This is a genomic window from Mesorhizobium sp. M4B.F.Ca.ET.203.01.1.1, assembly GCF_004791025.1.
GTDB classification, from domain to species: Bacteria; Pseudomonadota; Alphaproteobacteria; order Rhizobiales; family Rhizobiaceae; genus Mesorhizobium; species Mesorhizobium abyssinicae.
This window is the reverse complement of sequence record NZ_SRUO01000301.1, coordinates 1-281: the sequence shown is the minus strand read 5'-3', so window position 1 is coordinate 281 and position 281 is coordinate 1. Positions and strand designations below refer to the sequence as shown.

At 71.2% G+C, this 281-nt stretch carries 1 protein-coding gene; it reads right to left on the bottom strand.

The genetic code is table 11. The annotated features are described in order from the left end of the window. On the bottom strand, window positions 1-281 hold a 281-nt coding region (locus tag EN846_RS34795), incomplete at both ends, for a hypothetical protein (protein ID WP_135928176.1).

The following is a 281-nucleotide window of genomic DNA, read 5'->3' as shown; positions in this document are numbered from 1 at the left end:
CCTCGACCTCATCCGCCGCGGCTTCCTGTGCCACCTCCGCGGCCTGGATCCATTCACCCTCCGGCAGGCCCAGCTCGCCCTCGCCCGGCGCGGACGGCCATTCCGCATCGAAATAGCGCGACAGGTCGTCGCTGGCAGTCAACTCGCCCACCTCCAGCCCGGCCTCGATCGCCGCGTCGGCAACTGCGGTAGCCCCAGCATCGGTAGGCGCGTCGCGCTCCGGTGCCGGTTCGGCAGGCGACAGCGACAGGGCATCGGTTTCGACGTCGACGGGCGCCGAT